1 pseudogene is annotated in these 292 nt (G+C 52.1%); it reads right to left on the bottom strand.

From position 1 onward, the window contains the following. Positions 1 to 59 precede the first annotated feature (59 nt). Positions 60 to 292 (bottom strand): annotated as a pseudogene (locus tag LZP73_RS20175) (fatty acid metabolism transcriptional regulator FadR); the annotation flags it as partial.

Genomic DNA, 292 nt, shown 5'->3' with positions numbered 1-292 from the left:
GTAGGCCTGATAAGCGTAGCGCATCAGGCAATTATACGTTTGTCATCCGTCTGGAAGGATTATCGTCCCTGAATGGCTAAATCACCCGGCAGATTTTTCTGCATCCGGTGCCAAATCTCGCCACTCTCATGCCCATAGCGACGCACTGTTTCATATACCTGATCGTGTGCGCCTTCACTGCACAACGCCGACAGTTTGTGATAGAAGCCCAGCGCCAGACTGCGCGCTTCCGGATTGGCGAAATAGTGACGACCAATGCGCGTATACAGCCCTTTCATCCCGTTAAGGATCA

Source organism: Shewanella sp. AS16 (assembly GCF_021412365.1).
In the GTDB taxonomy this organism is placed as follows: Bacteria; Pseudomonadota; Gammaproteobacteria; order Enterobacterales; family Shewanellaceae; genus Shewanella; species Shewanella salipaludis.
This window is presented reverse-complemented; position numbering and strand designations above follow the sequence as displayed.